This is a genomic window from Nocardioides sp. BP30 (assembly GCF_029873215.1).
GTDB lineage: Bacteria > Actinomycetota > Actinomycetes > Propionibacteriales > Nocardioidaceae > Nocardioides.
In genome coordinates this window covers 2,574,807-2,592,321 of the sequence record NZ_CP123620.1, presented here as the reverse complement: position 1 = coordinate 2,592,321, position 17,515 = coordinate 2,574,807, and the positions used below count along the sequence as shown (strand labels likewise).

The 17,515-nt window shown below is 66.6% G+C and carries 13 protein-coding genes; 9 read left to right on the top strand and 4 right to left on the bottom strand.

Translation table 11 applies throughout. From position 1 onward, the window contains the following. Window positions 1-62 precede the first annotated feature (62 nt). From P5P86_RS12275 to P5P86_RS12250, 6 genes are all read left to right on the top strand, one after another. Entirely contained in the window at window positions 63-3,119 is a 3,057-nt protein-coding gene (locus tag P5P86_RS12275) for a glycoside hydrolase family 3 C-terminal domain-containing protein (RefSeq protein WP_280607723.1), read from the top strand. 220 nt (window positions 3,120-3,339) lie between these two features. Continuing rightward, window positions 3,340-3,633 (top strand): hypothetical protein, encoded by a 294-nt coding sequence (locus tag P5P86_RS12270; RefSeq protein ID WP_280607722.1) that lies wholly within the window; start codon window positions 3,340-3,342, stop codon window positions 3,631-3,633. Window positions 3,634-3,794: 161 nt separating this feature from the next. Beyond that, window positions 3,795-4,196: a (R)-mandelonitrile lyase gene (locus P5P86_RS12265; protein ID WP_280607721.1), complete on the top strand. Its 402-nt coding sequence runs from the start codon at window positions 3,795-3,797 to the stop codon at window positions 4,194-4,196. Window positions 4,197-4,293: 97 nt separating this feature from the next. Then, complete coding sequence (locus P5P86_RS12260; RefSeq protein ID WP_280607720.1) at window positions 4,294-4,602, top strand: hypothetical protein; 309 nt, start codon at window positions 4,294-4,296, stop codon at window positions 4,600-4,602. 577 nt (window positions 4,603-5,179) lie between these two features. Further along, on the top strand, window positions 5,180-5,749 hold the full coding sequence (locus P5P86_RS12255; protein ID WP_280607719.1) for a hypothetical protein: 570 nt from the start codon (window positions 5,180-5,182) through the stop codon (window positions 5,747-5,749). Window positions 5,750-6,142: 393 nt separating this feature from the next. After that, window positions 6,143-11,785 carry an RHS repeat-associated core domain-containing protein gene (locus tag P5P86_RS12250; protein WP_280607718.1) on the top strand — a complete coding sequence of 1,881 codons (5,643 nt, stop codon included), beginning with the start codon at window positions 6,143-6,145 and terminating at the stop codon, window positions 11,783-11,785. Between the two features lie 229 nt (window positions 11,786-12,014). Here P5P86_RS12250 and P5P86_RS12245 read toward each other — a convergent pair whose 3' ends face one another. Next, a complete protein-coding gene (locus tag P5P86_RS12245; RefSeq protein WP_280607717.1) occupies window positions 12,015-12,335 on the bottom strand; it encodes a hypothetical protein in 321 nt (106 codons plus the stop codon). A gap of 163 nt (window positions 12,336-12,498) precedes the next feature. Between P5P86_RS12245 and P5P86_RS12240 the strand changes: the two genes are divergently transcribed. After that, entirely contained in the window at window positions 12,499-12,675 is a 177-nt protein-coding gene (locus P5P86_RS12240; RefSeq protein ID WP_280607716.1) for a hypothetical protein, read from the top strand. Here P5P86_RS12240 and dtd read toward each other — a convergent pair. Beyond that, window positions 12,672-13,100 carry a D-aminoacyl-tRNA deacylase gene (gene dtd, locus P5P86_RS12235; protein WP_280607715.1) on the bottom strand — a complete coding sequence of 143 codons (429 nt, stop codon included), beginning with the start codon at window positions 13,098-13,100 and terminating at the stop codon, window positions 12,672-12,674. The genes P5P86_RS12240 and dtd overlap by 4 nt on opposite strands. A gap of 28 nt (window positions 13,101-13,128) precedes the next feature. Between dtd and P5P86_RS12230 the strand changes: the two genes are divergently transcribed. Together P5P86_RS12230 and P5P86_RS12225 are read left to right on the top strand one after the other, a co-directional pair. Further along, on the top strand, window positions 13,129-13,665 hold the full coding sequence (locus tag P5P86_RS12230) for a GNAT family N-acetyltransferase (RefSeq protein ID WP_280607714.1): 537 nt from the start codon (window positions 13,129-13,131) through the stop codon (window positions 13,663-13,665). A gap of 66 nt (window positions 13,666-13,731) precedes the next feature. Beyond that, on the top strand, window positions 13,732-15,924 hold the full coding sequence (locus tag P5P86_RS12225; protein WP_280607713.1) for a CocE/NonD family hydrolase: 2,193 nt from the start codon (window positions 13,732-13,734) through the stop codon (window positions 15,922-15,924). Between the two features lie 15 nt (window positions 15,925-15,939). Here the strand turns inward: P5P86_RS12225 and P5P86_RS12220 are convergent, their stop codons facing one another. Further along, window positions 15,940-16,335 (bottom strand): MmcQ/YjbR family DNA-binding protein, encoded by a 396-nt coding sequence (locus P5P86_RS12220; protein ID WP_280607712.1) that lies wholly within the window; start codon window positions 16,333-16,335, stop codon window positions 15,940-15,942. A gap of 8 nt (window positions 16,336-16,343) precedes the next feature. Next, on the bottom strand, window positions 16,344-17,228 hold the full coding sequence (locus tag P5P86_RS12215) for an LLM class F420-dependent oxidoreductase (RefSeq protein WP_280607711.1): 885 nt from the start codon (window positions 17,226-17,228) through the stop codon (window positions 16,344-16,346). Between the last annotated feature and the right edge of the window lie 287 nt (window positions 17,229-17,515).

Below are 17,515 nucleotides of genomic sequence, written 5' to 3'. Positions count from 1 at the left end.
CTCGGCAGGCCTGGGGGACCCATTGGTGCGCCCTGTCTCGGGCGCCTTCTCTCGGAGCACACATGGTCAGCAGAAAACCTCGGCGCGCCGTCAAGACCGTCGGCATCGCCGTAGCAGCGAGCGCGCTCGCCACCATGGCGGTCGGCGCCAGCGCCTCCACCCACGCCTCCGCCACGCCGCCGGCGTCGCACGGCGCCGCCGTCTCCACTCCGATCTACCTCAACCGGTCCTATACGCCGGCGGAGCGGGCCGCGGACCTGATCTCCCGCATGTCCCTGGCCGAGAAGGCCCAGGAGATGAACAGCAGTCAGGCTCCGGCGATCCCGCGCCTCGGCATCGCCGCGTGGGGCTGGTGGAACGAGTCCAACCACGGCGTCAACGCCTCCACCATCACGCCCACAGGCAACGCCACCACGCTCACGAACACGACGTCGTACCCCTCCGACCTGTCCATGGGCAGCAGCTGGGATCCCCAGCTGGTCTACCGGGAGGCCTCCCTGATCGGCGACGAGGCCCGCGACACCGCGCCGGACAACCGGCTCAACCTCGACTTCTACGCTCCCACCGTGAACCTCTCGCGCGACCCGCGCTGGGGCCGCAACGACGAGAGCTGGAGCGAGGACCCCACCCTCACCGCCGCCCTCGCCGGTCAGTACGTCGACGGTCTGCAGGGGCAGACGCCCGGCGGCAAGCTGCCGAAGTCGGCCAACGGCTACTACAAGGCGATCGCGACGCTGAAGCACTACGCGGCCAACAACAGCGAGGTCAACCGCCGCACCGGCTCCTCCGACATGGATCAGCGGACGCTGCGGGAGTACTACACCAAGCAGTTCGCCGACATCATCGAACAGGCCCATCCCGGCTCGATCATGAGCTCCTACAACTCCGTCAACGGCGTCCCGGCAGCGGCCAGCGTCCAACTCATCAGCGACCTGGCCCGCGACACCTACGGCTTCAACGGCTACTTCACCTCCGATTGCGACGCCGTCTACGAGATCCAGGCCGGTCACCACTGGCAGCCTCCGACGGCCAGCGCTCCGCTGGACCAGTACGGCCGGTCGGCGTACGCCATCTCGGCGGGGGAGGACCTGGACTGCAACTGGGGCTACCACGACCAGTACAGCTACGGGAACACCGTGCCGACGGCCATCGCGCAGAAGATCAAGACCGAGACCGACACGTTCAACGTCGGCGACGTCGACACCTCGCTGACCCGGCTCTTCACCGCCCGCATCGAGACCGGCGAGTTCGACGACGAGAACCAGGTGCCGTGGGTGCGCGCGGCTCGCCAGCGGCTCGGCGGCGTGACGTGGACGACCTCGGCCGACAACAACGCCATCACCGAGACGCCTGAGCGGCTGGCCCAGGCGCAGCAGAGTGCCGAGCAGGACCTGGTCCTACTCAAGAACGACAAGGTCGGCGACGCCCCGCTGCTGCCGATGAGCGTGCCCGAGGACAAGCCGTTCAAGGTGGCGGTGGTCGGCTACTTCGCCCACCCGCAGCAGCTGTTCACCGGCGGCTACTCGAGCATCCAGACCAAGGCGGGCGCGGCGAACAACATCGATGCCTACACCGGCATCAAGTCGGCGGTGCAGGCGCGCGACCCGCAGGCACAGGTCGACTTCCTTCCGGGCGTCACCGGCGGCACCACGGCGTCGAAGCTCACCACCGTCGACCCGGCCACGATCTCGGCTCTCAAGGGCTATGACGCCGTCGTCGTCGTGGCGGGTACCGACGGCAGCACCGCCTCGGAGGACCACGACCGCACCACGACGGCGCTTCCCGGCGCTCAGGCGGCCATGATCAGCCAGGTCGAGGCGGCCAACCCGCGCACCGTCGTCTACCTGCAGACCGTCGGCGCTGTCGACGTACGCAGCTTCGAAGCGACCAGCCCGGCGATCCTCTGGAGCTCCTATCTCGGCCAGCGCCAGGGACCCGCTATCGCCAACGTGCTGCTCGGCGCGGTGAACCCGAGCGGTCACCTGCCCTTCACCTGGTACACCGACGACAGTCAGCTGCCGCCGATCACTGACTACGCGATCCGACCCAGCCAGTCGGCGCCGGGACGTACGTACATGTACTACACCGGCACGCCGAGCTTCCCCTTCGGCCACGGCCTGAGCTACAGCGACTTCCGCTTCTCCGACCTCAGGGTCGACAAGGGCAGCGTGAAGGCCTCGGGCACGATCAGTGCCTCCGCGACCGTCACGAACACCGGTGACGTCGCCGGCGCCGCTACCCCGCAGCTCTACGTCACCACGCCGTTCGCCTCCGCAGCCGCGGAGCGTCCGACCAAGCGGCTCCTCGCCTTCGACCGGGTGGAGGTGCGGCCCGGGAAGTCCGTGCGCGTGCACTTCTCCGCACCGGCCTCCCAGCTGGCCTTCCTCGACGAGAAGAGCCAGACAATGAAGGTGGACCGCGGCACCTACGGGCTGCAGCTGGCGGCCTCCTCCGCCGACGTCCGTGCGCGGGCTTCGGTGAAGGTGACCGGGCGCCTGGGCCGGGTGCCCACGACGGTGTCGGTCCGCCCGGTGGAGACGGGTGACCCGGCGGCCGACGTCGCGCAGCGGGTCGCCTTCGACGCAGGCACCCGGATCGACCCGCAGGTCACGGTCGCCACCGACGACGAGGCACTGCACGGCTACATCAGCAAGGGCCGGAGCACGCCGCTCCCGCGGGGCATCCGGATCCGCTACCGGTCCGACCGTCGCGACGTGGTCGCGGTGAGCAAGGGCGGTACCGAGCTCCGCGCGGTCGGCCCCGGTGTTGCCACGGTGAGCGTCAAGGCGAGCTACCACGGCCGGACCGTCACCACGTCCTTCGTGGTCGATGTGGCGCCGCTGCAGTTCACGTCGAACCCGACGGCGAGCTTCACCGCCGGTACGGCGGGCACCTACACGGTGTCCACCGCGACGACGCAGTCGCCGACAGCCCAGGAGGTGCCGAGCCTGTCGATCGTCGGCAAGCTGCCTGCCGGGCTGACGTTCACCGACAACGGCGACGGCACCGGAACCATCTCCGGCACTCCGACCGCCGCCGGCTCGGCGACGGTGAAGGTCCAGGCGCGGAACGAGGTGAGCCCGGCAGCGTCCCAAACGCTGACCGTCACGGTCGGCTGAACCGTCGAGTCGGGCAGACGCGGTCGAGCGCAGCAGCGCTCGGCCGCGTCTGGCGTTTCCGGTCGGCGTCGCCCGGGGGAGCAGCGGCGCGGGCCTCTTATGGGCGTGGACGATCGGCCGGTCCTTGAGGAACTAGGTCCGCGAGCACTAAAGTACGCGGACCAAGCCTCATCGTGAATTGATTCGTTTGAATTGCTGCGATGATTTCGAGGAGTGCAACATGAGTCAATTGCCGACGAGCCCACGACGCGCCGCCGTCGCGCTACGGCAGTTCGGGTCTGCACTATGTCTGATAGGTGCCGTTGCGCTGTTGTTCGTGTCAAGCGGCAGTCCTGCCAAAGCGGCCGTTTTTGCAGCTTCGCTCACTGCGGTCGGCATTGCTGTTATCGGCGGAATATGGGAGGCGCGAATAAGCTTTCGTGAAGGCCTAAAGAAGGATGCATTTACTGAAGTAGCGTCCATTGCTGCGATTCTCTTGATTAGTTTCGTTTCTTATCTGAGTGCCAGAAACTGACGGCGCACGGCCTCTTTGGATCCAAACACGGGTGGGCGCTCGTTGGCAGAGCGATCGCCAGGCTGCGGCGAGCGGGATGCGCGAGGGCCGCCGCTATCGCGCCGGTCCACCGACTAACCCCGACCAACCCCCGGTCAAGCAAGACATCGCACAGGAGATCCATGAACCTCGAACCCCTCACCCCGACCGCCCAGGCACCTGCCACCAACTTCACCGGCCGTGTCTATGTCAACCCCCTGCACGCAAAGCAAGAACCCTCCCAGCTGATCGCGAGCATCGTGCGATTCACTCCCGGCGCCCGGACCAACTGGCACTCCCACGCCAACGGTCAGTTGCTCCACTGCACCGACGGTTCCGGGCTAGTCGTCACCCGCGACGGCACCGTGATCCGCATGCGCGCCGGCGACACCGTGTGGACCGCACCAGGCGAGGAACACTGGCACGGCGGCACCAGCCAGAACATGATGTGCCACATCGCCATGCTCGAAGGGTCAGACGGCGGCGACGGCACGACCTGGCTCGAGCCGGTGGCCGACGAGGAGTATCAAGCCGCGCAGGCATGAGTCGCATCACACCCGGGAAGTCCCGGTGGGGGAGTCAGGGACGACACCGATTAGGGTCGGCGCAGCAGTCGCGTTGCCAAGGTTATTGGGGCTGGTTATGAATCAAAATCTGTCTGCGTTGCTTGGGCTGTCCAAAAGCAATGTGCGCTTCAGTCATCTGTCTGCTACCGACAGAATCGAAGTTGTATTTTTGTTCATCGCTTATGTGATTGGCCTGATTGCCGGGATCGGCACTTACCATGCCTTCGTGGCCGCGGCGGTGGTCCGATGGGGTCTAGCCTTGATAGTCGGTGCGTTTGTGTGGGCTTTGCTATCGGCGCTCGTGGTGGTCACATCAACGCTTCTCGTACGGCATATAGGCGATAAGAACAATTCAGGTGGACCACCAGGCGGCGGTTCATACTGAACCGTCCTGGTCCGTCGGGAACAGCCGACGCAGCTGTACACGTGGGGCGGATGAACGGATCTGTGCCATCACCTTGGTCGCCCGGCGCAACTCCCGTTAGGTGACTGGTAGTGAGACGAGTTCGTGCGAGACGAGTCCCGCTTTCGTGGACGATCTGCGTTGGGCGCGGTCGCGGTGCGGTGGTGGCACGGTAGGCGAGGGGAGTGCGACGCGGTTGATCGTGCGGCTCCATGGACCGCCGTAGTGCTCGTGCTGGGCCGGCCGTGCGCGCCGTTGATGCTTTGTTCCTGAGAATCACCTGGCTACGTCGGGGATTTTGCTGAGAGGCCGCCTCGGTTTCCCCGAGATTTGCTTTGCCTCGTGTGGGGCATCTGGTGAGCCTCATGGGCTCTGGCGCTGGAGGGGCCCGATGCGCGGTCGTCTCGTTGGTCTGTCTGGCTCGGTTGAGGGGCCAGGGGTGCGCACGCTGCAGGTGGCGGTTCTTAGCCAGGTGCCTCGCGCCGCCAATTTGAACTAGACGATGAAGCGCGACCGGAGGCACCAGATGCTTCGTTCTCTTAACTATCAAATGCACGCCGTGGTCGCCGAACTCGAGCAAGGCCATGACGTAACAGTACGGCCGCCCGCAATCAGACTGATTTCCTATTCTGGCCTCAGCTTCTTGGCGATCCTACTCCTCTCCTCTATTGCAGCGAAGAATGACGTCGCAATCTCGGTCGGCGACCTATGGCTGCTGATTTCTATTCTTATATTTCCTAGCGCCTTTTTTCTTTGGCTCATGGGTAGTTATACAGCCCTGAAGTTGTCTAATCCGGGTATCGTGATCGTGAATCCTTTCACCGAAGCGAACATCCCCTGGCATGAAGTTGTGAGCATCTCTGAAGATACAAATGGGCGTATGAGGTTTGAAACCGCGACCATATCAGCCAGCTCTTGGGCGGTCGGAGCCTCCAATTGGGAATCATGGCTAAAGAGACCTGATCGCGTTCACCGTTTCTCCGAGATTCTCACGAAATATATCGACCCAGAAACTTCGTCGGCATCATCGGATTTTTCGGCGTGGATTAAGTGGCGACTACCACGATCTGCAGTCATATGTTTCTCGATCGCTTGGGCCGTGGCGAGTGCGGCGCTTTTCCTGACGTGAGCCGGGCGGCTCATCACAGCCGCACACGAGTTCTCTCACCTGCTTCGATCCGTCCTACCTAACTGGTAGGCACGGGAGTTCGACGGCCGGGAGTAGTCGTAGTGTTCGTGCGTCGCTGGCGATGCGCGCCGGTGGATGGGTGTTCCTGAGAGTCACCTGACTATGTAGGGGATTCCGCTGAGAGGTCGCCTCGGTCTCCACGAGATTTGCTCTGCCTCGCTTGGGGCATGTGGACGAGCCTCAGGGCTCTGGCGTGGGAGGGGCCCGATGCGCGGTCGTCTCGTTGGTCAGGCGGACTCGGTTCTCGTGCGGGGGCTGTTGCCCTGGCGACGCCGAGCTCAAGCACTCGGTGCTCGGGCGTGGGCTGTTCGCGCATTGGCACTGTTGTTGGCGGTGTTCGGTCTGCAGTTGGTCGCGGTGGCGACGGTGGCGGGTACTGCGTCGGCGGCGACGGTGACCACGGGGACCGGTGGTCAGTTCGTGGCGGCGACGGGGCGGGTGATGGACACCCGCAACGGCACCGGTACTTCCACCGGTGTCATGACCCCTGGCAATTGGCGCTCCCTGCAGGTGGCGGGTCTGAGCCAGTTCAACCTGCCAGCCACCGGCATCTCTTCAGTTCAGGTGACGCTCACGGCGGTGAATCCGACCGGCGAGGGTGCCATCCATGTCGGCGCCACGACCAGCTCGACGGCCAACGCCTTGATCTACAACGACGGCGTCAACGGCACCGTCACCAACACCGCGATCGTGCCGGTCGACGGGAACGGCAAGATCTATCTCGAAGCGACCGGATCCTCCACCGACCTGCTTGTGGACCTGGAGGGCTACTACACCGCCGGTGCACCAGCCGCGGCCGGATATGTGCCCTCACCCACGCCGGCGCGAATCGTCGACACCCGCAACGGCACCGGTCTACCGCAAGCCCCTCTGACGAACGGGTCCACCCCGACCATCACCGTGGCCGGTCACGCCGGCGTCCCGGCTGGCGCCTCGGCGGTGTTTGTGAACTTCGAGGTCCTCAACGGCTCGACCTCGGCCGGCTATCTGCTGGCCAACGCCTATGGGGCACCGACCTCGCAGTCCTCGCTGAACTTCCCCGGCAGCGTGTCCACCGCCTTGGGAGCCGTCGTGCCGCTCTCAGCCGACGGCAAGATGTCGGTGAAGTACGTCGGCGTGTCCGGCTCCATAAACTTGCTGGTCGACATCGCCGGATACTTCGCTCCCGCCGGGGGCACCCTGGCCGGAGGAGGACAGGGTGCCTTCACCCCGGCTGCGACCCGGGTCGTCAACAGCGTGACGATCCCGGCGTCCACGACGCAGACCTTTCCCGTCGCAGGTGTCAACGGAGTGCCTGTCGCGGGCAGCGGGATCACCGCGATCGCTGCCAACGTCCAGCTCGTCAATGCTGGCTCTGCCGGTGGCTGGTTGGCGGTCTACGCCGACAACGCGGCCAGTGCCGGCGCTGCGATAGACGACGCTCCGAACTCCACGCGCAGCAACTTCGTGACCGTGGCACTAGGACCCGATGGTGGCATCAAGATCCAGAACGGTTCACCGACCGACTCCGTGCGGGTCTATGTCGATGTCCAGGGCTGGTACACCAGCCTGTCGACCAACGTGGTGGTCAACCAGCAGAACACCACCCAACGGCAGGTCAACCTGAAGGCCTCGACGGCCGGTGGCGGATCGTGGGTGACCTACAAGTACCGGGTCGGGACCGCCGCATCGACGGCGTTCACCCCGATTCCGAACAGCGAGCTCACCGACAGCTCCAACTCCAGCCCGACCCAGCCCGTCACGACGAGCGGCAGTCCCGCAGCATTTGGCGCCTATACGTGGAACATCGCCGACACTCTTGGCACCTCGACCACCGACGCGCTGGTGCAGGTCGAGGCCTGCTACGGGCAGTCCTCGACCACCGCGGACGCCGATCTGGTGTGCTCGATGCCCTCGAACATCACCTACTCCCCAGCCGGGTTCGGCATGGCCAATGCCACCGCCGGCGTCGGGCCGGGCACCTTGTCGCTGCTGACCGGGGACTACCAGCTCTCGGCGACCGATGCCGCGGTCGCCTCCAGCGTCGACGGGCTCTCGATCGGACGCTCTCTGACCACCCTGGCACCCGCAGCAGCGAACACCACCGCGACCGGGGTCTTCGGTCCGGGCTGGTCGGCCGACCTGTCCGGCCCCAGTGCGGGCCAGGGAGACCTCACCCCGATCGACCACCACCCTCAGGGCTACCTGGAGTTCACCGACGCGTCGGGCTACAACGCCTACTACGCCGCCACCACGAGCCTGACCGCCTACCCGATCACGTTCGCTGGGGTGGGGGACAACGCCGGGGACGGCGAGTCCGTCAAGATGACCGGTGCTTCGACCATCACGATGGCCGATCCCGACGGCACGGTGACGACCTGGACCAAGGCCAGTACCGGTGCCTGGCAGGTGTCCGGCATCACCGAGGCCGGATCGAACACCACGGCGACCTACACCTACAACGGCACCGGTCTGGTCACCCGGATCATCGCGCCCACCCCCGCCGGGCTGTCCACGACCTGCACCAACGCGACGGCGGACACCACCGTCGGGTGCCGATCGCTAGTTCTCGGCTACACCACCATCGCTGGTGCCAGCCGCCTCACCACCATCAGCGCCTCCATCCCCACCGGTGTCAGCGGCTACGCCCCGACGCCGGTCGAGCACTACGACTACGACAGCACCGGTCGACTCCAGGACGCCTACGACCCGCGGATCAGTCCCCACCTGGTGACGTCCTACACCTACGACAGCACTGGACGCGTGGCCAGATTGACCGCCCCCGGGATCAATCCCTGGGCCTTCGTCTACGACGGCACTGGCCGGTTGATCAAGGTCCAGCAGGCGGTGCCTGTCACCGACCCGACCACGGGCACCTTCGCGTATCAGTTCGCGACCTCGACCATCGTCTACGGCGTCCCCAACGCCGGGATCGACGGCAATCTGCGTCCGAACCTGAACGCCTCAGTCACCGCAACCTGGGGCGAGTCCAGTGATCTACCGGTCGATGGTGACGCGACAGCGATCTTCCCCCCAGACCACGTCCCGGCCGGCACAACCGCCTCAACGGTGGGGGACAGCGACTGGCCCTACGCGGCGATCCACTACCTCGACGTGCAGGGTCGCGAGGTCAACACCGCCACCTACGGCGCCAACGACTGGCAGATCGAGTCCACCCAGTACGACACCAACGGCGACGACATCTGGGACCTCTCCGCCAGCAACCGTGACCAGGCCCTGAACCCGACCACCGGCCCGAGTAGCCCCACCGACTCCTACGTCGCGGCCATCACCAGCCCCGACCCGACGACCGGCCAGGCCGCATCAGCCCTGCGGGCGAACCTGCTGGCCACCACCACCGCCTACAACCCCCTCGACACCAGCGAGGTCACCGACACCTACGGCCCCACCCACCCCGTCACCCTGTCGACCGGTGCCGTGGTCCACGCCCGCAGCCACACCTCGACCACCTATGACGAGGGCGCCCCCTACAGCGACGTCGACCCCGCCACCGGCGCCGCCTACCGGCTGTCCACCACCGTGGTCACCGACCCCTACAACGTCGCCACCAACGCCGACTCGGCCTACCCCGACGCCTCCACCACCACCAGCGGGTACACCGCCATCGGATCGATGAGCGGTCAGACCGTGAAGAGCTCCGATGGAACAGTCCTCAAAGACTCCAGCGGCAACGCCGTTCCCCTGACCGGCTGGAGTCTGGGTCAGGCCACCACCAGCACGGTCCGGATGGGCGCTACCGCCTCCGCAGCGGACATGACCGCCACCACCGTCTACGACGCCGACGGACGCACCATCCAGACCCGCCTGCCCGGCGACACCACCGGAACCAGCCCGCGGGCGACCAACACGACCTACTACACCGCGACCGGTACCGGTGCTTGCGTGAGCCCGCTCTCGGCCGGTCTGGTCTGCCAGACAGCACCCGGCGGCCAGCCCTCCACCGGAAAGCCGCTCCCCACTACCACCGAGGCCTACGACGCCTGGGGCAACACCCTGACCACGGCGCAGACCTACGGCACCGGCACCGGCGCCACCGTGCGGACCACCACCAACACCTACGACAACGCCGAACGGCCGCTGACCACCGGCACCAGCGTGACCAACGCACCCTCGGACAACACCGACGTCCCGACCGTCACGATCACCTACGACCCGAACACCGGGCAGGTCGCCACCAAGACCAGCGGCACCGGTACTAACGCCCAGTCTTTGACCTCGGTCTACAACAGCGTCGGTGCGCTGGCCTCCTATGCCGACGCCACCGGGAACGTCACCGCTACCGGCTATGACATCGACGGACGTCCCATCACCCAGACCGACAACAAGGGCACCGTCCAGCTCGCCTATGACAGCGCCGGTGAACACCGCGGCCTGGTCACCAGCGAAGACATCGGAACCACCAGCAATTCGCGCTTCACTGCCACCTACGACGCCGACGGCAACCTCACCCAGACCTACCCCGGCGGCACCACCGCGACCGGGACCTACGACAACGCCGGCAACCAGACCGTCCTGACCTACACCAACAACGGCTCCACCCTGGCCTCGTTCACCCAAACGTTCGGCACCACCAACACCGGCACCGACCATGTGGTGGCCCAGGCCAGCACCGTCAACGGGACCCCGTACTCGAGCCAGGCCTTCACCGACGACGCCGCCGGCCGCCTCACCACTGTCGCTGACACCTACAACGGCACCTGCACCACCCGGAAGTACGGCTTCGGCGACCCGACCAGCGACGCTGCTGACTACTTCGACTCCAACCGCACCAGCCTGACCAGCTACCCCGCCGCCACCAGTGGCGCCTGCTCGAACTCGACCACCCCGACCACCACCTCCTACAGCTACGACCAGGCCGACCGCCTCACCAGCGACACCACCGGCGGCAGCACGAACACCTACGCCTACGACGCCCTCGGTCGCACCAGCACCCTGCCGGGCGGGGACGCGACCGGGATCGGGTCACACAACGCCGCCAACGGCGGACCCACCGGCGACCTCACCCTCGGGTACTACAGCAACGACATGGTCGCCACCCAGGCCCAGGGCACCGGCAGCAACGCGGCCACCATCGGGTTCACCCTCGACCCCGACCAGAACCGCATCTCTACTCAAGCCACCACCACGGCGGCCGGGGTCAAGACCATCACCAATCACTACGACGACGGCTCCGACGCCACGGCCTGGACCAGCACACGGAAGGTCGACGGCACCACCGTCACCAAGCGCTACGTCGACGGCATCGACGGTGGCCTGGACGCCGTCGTCGCCGACGACGGAACCGTCAAGCTCGACCTCACCAACCTCCACGGCGACACCGTTGCCACCATCGACCCCGACGCCACCAGCATCACCAGCTACCACGAGACCACAGAGTTCGGCCTCCCACGCGACCCCGCCACCGCAGCCGACGACTACGGGGCACTCGGCGCCAGAAAACGCTCCACCGACGACCTTGGCGGCCTCACCCTGATGGGCGTACGCCTCTACAACCCCGCCACCGGACACTTCCTCTCCACCGATCCCATCAGCGGGGGCAACGACAACGCCTATGTATATCCCGCCGACCCAATTGACGGCAGTGACTACACTGGGCGAAATCATGAGGCGAACGGCGCGCCGTCGGATCAAAGCGTGGCCGATAACCTCGGATTGAACGATCCGACGCTGAAATATCCGTATTCGGGCCCAGAAAAGACCGCGGCCATAAAGAAAGCTCAAGGCAAGGATTACATCCAGAGCGATTGGAACAAGTACAACGCTAAAAAAGTGAAAAATGAGAAGTACGCCAAACAGCGAAACAAGGAAAAGCGAAGCAATAATAACAGGAAAAATGGAAAGTCGCGCAATGACGCCGACACATCTAGTTCTGGAAGCAAGACGGCGGCCGTTCTCGGCACGGTCGCAGGTGCGGCGGCCGGCCTGGGCGGGCTCCTGCTCAAGGGAGACCAAGCCGTCGCTGAGACGGGGTACTAATATGAATAGCGTTGATCACCACACCGTGCTCACGTTCTCTTTGGCCAACCCATTGGGCCCGACGCAGAGCGACCTGCCGGTTCTCCTCGAACGAGTTGCAGCTAGAATACGCGATCTCGGGAGCGTTATGCTTCTCGATATAACCGTATCGTCAGAGTTCCACGAAGACGGTCGATGGTGGTCCGCGACCATTTATTACGACGAAGACTAATGGCAACGCTAATCTAGATCACCGGACGTAGCGGTCGATGACGGCGCGGTTGTCGTCGTCAGTGAGGCGATCGAGTGCTGATCGCGCCCACTCCTGGTAGCGCACGATCGTCTCGTCATGACGGGGGAGGGCCCCGTATTCAACGAGCAGTCCGTGGACGTAATCGCGTGTGCGTGAGCGCGGAATCTCGTCGAGCCCTTCGTGGGTGATGCGCGGGTGAACCGCCAGCTCTGTTTCTCTCACTAAACGAGAGACACCGCCGTTGATCTGCGCCGTTATCCCGCAGCACCCGCGCTGTATGCAGCACGGACTACGAGCGACACAGTTGCTGACCTGCACAGACGCCTCATCACAGCCGGAGACGAGCTCTCTCACCTGCTTTGGCTCGTCCTACTAAACCGCCGATAAGCGACATTATGTCAACTTGTAGTGTCCAGCAGCAGGCTTGGGCATCGCATGCAGACCGAGCTCCAGGCTTCGTCGTTCAGGCCATACTGGAGACATGCCGGTCCTCGGAGCACTCCTCCTCGGTACGACGCTGACAGCGGTGGCCATGCTGGTCGCGCTGACAGCCGTCGGTGGTCGCCGCCGGGGTCATCGCTATCCGGTGGCGCTGGTCGAGGGTGTGCTCTTCCCGGTCGCCTGGGCGGTCTGGTACGCGCGGGACCGCCGCGACTAAGGCGTCTCCAGCAGGATCGTGACCGGCCCGTCGTTCACCGAGGCCACCTCCATGTGCGCGCCGAAGACGCCATGCTCCACCTGGGCGCCCAGCGCGGTGAGTGCCGCGCAGAACGCGTCGTAGAGCGGTTCGGACACTCCCGCCGGCGCGGCCGCTGTCCACGACGGACGGCGGCCGCGTCGAGCGTCGCCGTACAGCGTGAACTGCGAGATCACCAGGATCGGCGCATCCACGTCGGCGGCGGACTGCTCCCCCTCCAGGATCCGCAGGCCCCAGACCTTGCGCGTCAACCAGTCGATCTGCGATGGGCCGTCGTGGTGACCGATGCCGAGCAGCACCAGCAGCCCCGGTCCGGACAGCGCACCGACGGTCTCCCCCGCCACCGACACCGAGGCTGACGACACCCTGGTCACGACCGCTCGCACGCGGGCCAGCCTGTCATAGGCTCGCCCCGTGCCCCAGGACCCGAACCAGCGCTTCCGCATCAGGCCGCTCGAGGCCGACGACGCGTCGGCGCTGTACCGGCTGATCGTCGCCAATCGTGACCACCTCGCGCCGTGGGATCCGCACCGCCCGGAGCACTACTTCACCCTCGAGGGTCAGCAGGAGCATGTCGCCGGTCAACTCGCGCGCGCCCGCAACGGGCACGACTACCCCTACGTGATGACGCTCGGTGGGGCGCTCATCGGCCGGATCAACCTGAACAACGTCGTCCGCGGTCCGCTGCAGAGTGCCGTGCTGGGCTACTGGATCGACAGCGAGCACCAGGGCCGCGGTCTGACGACCCAGGCCGTGCGGACCGTGATCGACCTGGCGCGGGACGAGCTGGGCCTGCACCGGCTCGAGGCCGGCACCATGCTGGACAACGTGGCCTCACAACGGGTGCTGATCAACAGCGGCTTCGAGGAGTACGGCGTCGCCCGGAAGCTGCTCAAGATCGCCGGCGAGTGGCGCGATCACCGCCTCTTCCAGCGCATCCTGCACGACTGACGAGCCGGTCGGCCGGCGAGCACGTACTCGGCGGTAACCTGATGCGGCGAGCGTCGTTGGTGTGACATGCGACGCATCGTGAGTGTGCTGCTGGCGGTCCTCGTCGGCATCCTGGCGGTCCTGACCCTGCCCGGCTCACCGGCTCGAGCCGGCACCGGCACCGGCACATGGACCCCACGCCCGGAGGATTATCCGCAGACCGTCACCCGGCGTGACCTGGCGATCCCGATGGACGACGGCACCGTGCTGCGGGGAGACCTGACGCTGCCGGCCGATGCCACCGGCACGGCGGTCGTCGGCAGGTTCCCGGTCGTCGTCACCATCACCGCCTACAACAAGTCGGTGACAGCACTGCCGGGCGGCAGCGGACTGGCCGGGTCGGATCCGTCGTACCTGGTCAAACGCGGCTACGCCCAGCTGACCGTCGATGCCCGCGGCACCGGGTCCTCGGAGGGCACCTGGTGCGCGTTCTGCACCCGCGAGACCCAGGACTACGGCGAGGTGATGACCTGGGCCCACGAGCAGCCGTGGAGCGACGGCGACACGGCGATGACGGGCCCCAGCTACATGGGCATCGCGCAGATCTTCGCCGCCGCCGAGCATCCCGCCGGCCTGAAGGCGATCTTCCCGCAGGTTCCGGCTGCCGACGTCTACCGCGACGTGGTGGCCAGCGGCGGCCAGATCGACGTCGGCTTCATCCCGCTGTGGATCGGGCTGGTCACCCTGACCGGGATCGTCCCGCCGGCCGTCACGGCCACCGATCCGACCTCGGGGCTGGCCGCGCTCGTCGACCATCTCGCCTCGCTCGCCACCTGGAGCGCGCCGACCATGATCAGCGCGCTGGGCGGTCAGGAGGACGCCTACGACGGCGACTTCTACGCCCAGCGCTCCCCGATCAACGTGGTCGACAAGGTCGACGTGCCGACGTTCCTCGTGGGCGGCGAGTACGACCTCTTCCAGCGCGGCACCCCGTTGCTCTTCGAGAACCTGCAGAAGCGCGGCGTGCCGACCAAGATGATCATCGGCCCCTGGAACCACCTGCAGGGCTCCTCCGGGGCGGACGTGGCGGACGCGGGTGACGGCTCGCTCGCCGAACTGCAGCTGCGCTGGTTCGACCACTACGTCAAGGGCCTGCCCGACCCGGAGCTCGACAGCAGCGACGGTGACATCGCGCCGATCACCTACTACGAGCAGGGCACCGACCGCTGGCGGACGGCTCGGACGTGGGTCGACCCGCGAGACACCCAGGCCACCGTCGTACCGCTCTCGGGCAGCGCCTCCCCCGGCACCCCGGCGACGCTCGGCACGACGGCCGGCAGCGCTGACGGCGTCTCGACCGTCCCGCCGATCCCGGTGGCGGGGTTGTGCTCGCGCTCGGCGGACCAGTGGACGGCAGGCATCATCAGCGAGCTGCAGCTGTTCAACTCCAGCTGCCTGGAGTCGAACAACCTCAACGACCAGACGGCCACCCTCTTCCGGACACCGCCGCTGACCCACGACCTACCGATCCTCGGGCCGATCGATGCCCATCTGTACGTCGACAGCACCAGCGGGGACGGTCTGCTCTCGGTAGCGGTGAACGACGTCGCACCGGACGGCACCGTCTCGCGGCTGACCGGCGGCTGGCAGGTGATCTCGCTGCGGGCGCTCGAGGCCTCGAGGACGCGCTACCTCGACGGCCGGGTGCTGCAGCCCTATCACCCCTTCACCAAGGCGTCCGAGTCGCCGACGGCGCCGGGGCAGGTCGTGCCGGTCGACGTGGAGGTGTTCCCGACGGGCGCCGACATCCAGCCGGGTCACCGGCTCGAGCTCTCCGTGCAGTCCTTCGACGTACCGCACCTCCTGCCGACCCTCCCCGATCTGCTCAGCACCCTTGGCACGATCCATGTGCACGCCTCGACGACGTACCCCTCGGCGCTGGTGCTGCCCACGCGGGACAAGGCGTACAGCGACGGCGTCGGCGTGCCGGTCACGGGCCCGCAGCAGTCGGTCACGCCCGCTGGGACCGGCGCACCCGCCACCGACACGGCGGCGCCGCACGTGCGGATCGCGGTGCACGGCCGGCGGGTCGTGGTGAAGGTGCCCGCCACAGGCACCGTCTGGCTCAAGGTCGACAGGAGGGCGCTCGCCCATCGGCGACTGCACCACGGGAAGGCGGTGTTCCGGCTGCCGCGGCTGACCGGCGGACGGCACCGGGCCAAGGCGATCTACCTCGGCAGCGTGCGAACCAGCGCCGTCAAGGTCTTCCGGGTGAGCTGAGCTCGTCGGCCACGCTCAGGCGCCGTCGAGGAAGGCCTTCGCCAACCCCTTCGGCGCCTGAGCGATCCAGCCGTCGGTGATCACCTCGCGGAGCTGGTCGACCGGGATCGCCTCGAGCTCGACCAGGACCGCCGGGTAGCCGGTGAAGTGCGGCACATGGAAGGCGCCCGGCACCGAGGCGAGCACCGCCTCCTTGTCGGCACCGGCCACCCGTACGCCGACGATGTCACCTCCGGGCACCCGCTCGCCCGCACCCGTCAGATCGGCGATGTCGCGCTGACGCAGCGGCCGCTCCCAGACGAACGACCTGCCACGCACGCTCCACCCGGTCATGTGGTCGTGGCCCTGCGTGCCCTCGACCACCTCCGGTAGGGACGTGGCGATCGACCGTACGTCGTCGAGCGTGGCCATCGCGAGGCTCAGCCGATCTGCTTGAGCCTCGGCAGAACGCGCTCGACCAGGTCGGTGGCGTAGGCCACCGGATCGTCGATGCCAGGCACGATCGTGATGGTCGTGAGGGTGGCGCCGAGGGCGGCGTACTCCTCCATCTGTGCCAGCCACTCGTCGGTCTGGCTGACGGGGTCGAGGCCGCCCGCGCCGCCGATGGTCTTCTCGATCGCGTCGTAGTCACGGCCGACGTCGTCGCAGTGCCGGCGCAACACGTCCAGCTTGTGCTTGAGGCCGTCGACGCCCTCGCGGACGAAGAGGTGACAGGCGTCGCCGTACTGGGCGACGAGCCGCAGCGTCTTCTTCTCCCCTCCCCCACCGATCAGGATCGGCATCGAGCCGTTCACGGGCTTCGGGAGACAGATCGTCTCGGCCAGCTGGTAATGCTTGCCCTCGAACGGACCGTCGTTGTCCGACCACATCTGCCGCGCGATCTGGATAGCCTCCTCGAGCATCTCGAAGCGGTCCTTCAGCGGCGGGAACGGCACACCGAGGCCGGCGTGCTCGCGGTCGTACCAGGCGGCGCCGATGCCGAGCAGCGCCCGTCCGTCGGACAGCACGTCGAGCGTGGTGGCCGTCTTCGCCAGCAGGCCCGGGTGCCGATAGGTGACACCGGTGACGAGCATCGAGAGGCGCACGTTGCTCGTGATGCCGGCAAGATGGCCCAGTGTCGTGTAGCCCTCGAGCATGGGCTCGAACGGGCCGTTCATCATCTCCATCTGGAACCAGTGGTCCATGACGGTCAGGAGGTCGACCCCGCCCTCGTCGGCGACCTTCGCCGTCGCGGTGAGTCGCTCGTGCAGCTTGTGCTGCCAGTCGGGATTGGTGAAGTTGGCGTAGTGAATGCCGAGGTCCATGCTCTGCACAGTAGCCCGGTGGGTGCAGGTGCGCTCCTCGGAGGTTGAGGCGTCATCGCGTGACCGTCGAGGTGTCGGTGCGTGACCGTCGAGGCGTCGGTGCGTGGTCGTTGAGTTGCGTCGAGGCAACTTGGTGTCCGGGGTTGGTCTGAGGAAGAACGAAAAGCGTGGGCCAGTCCCAGCGTGGCCCGGTGTCTTGGCCGGGTCGAGTGCCTTAAGCACAGTTGCGTCGGGCCACCATGGCTGTGATCCAGTACGACGAGATTTCCACGCTGGTCTGGTTGTGA